1 protein-coding gene is annotated in these 267 nt (G+C 59.6%); it reads left to right on the forward strand.

Annotated features, from left to right (window positions below; genetic code table 11):
• Nucleotides 1–51: 51 nt before the first annotated feature.
• Nucleotides 52–267 (forward strand): pentapeptide repeat-containing protein (locus AAEZ05_RS28860; protein ID WP_350650021.1); only part of this gene is annotated, 216 nt, incomplete at its 3' end.

Here is a 267-nt window from a genome sequence, read left to right on the forward strand (position 1 = left end):
TTGCGATAGTGGCACTATACTGGCTCCATAACACCAGCCAGAGTCGCGATCATGAGTCAGCCCAAGCTTCTTGATACCCCGCTCTACGCCCTCCTGCACAAGGATGATATCCGCGGCTTCAACCAGGAGCGCCCTGAAATCGGCACCATCGACATGCGCGGTGGCGACTTTCGAGGGCTGGACCTGCGCGACCTGAACGCCACCGGTATTGACTTCACCGACGCCTATTTTCGCTCTGCCGACCTGCGGGGCCTAGACTTGCGTGGC

Source organism: Pseudomonas sp. HY13-MNA-CIBAN-0226 (assembly GCF_040310305.1).
GTDB lineage: Bacteria > Pseudomonadota > Gammaproteobacteria > Pseudomonadales > Pseudomonadaceae > Aquipseudomonas > Aquipseudomonas gregormendelii.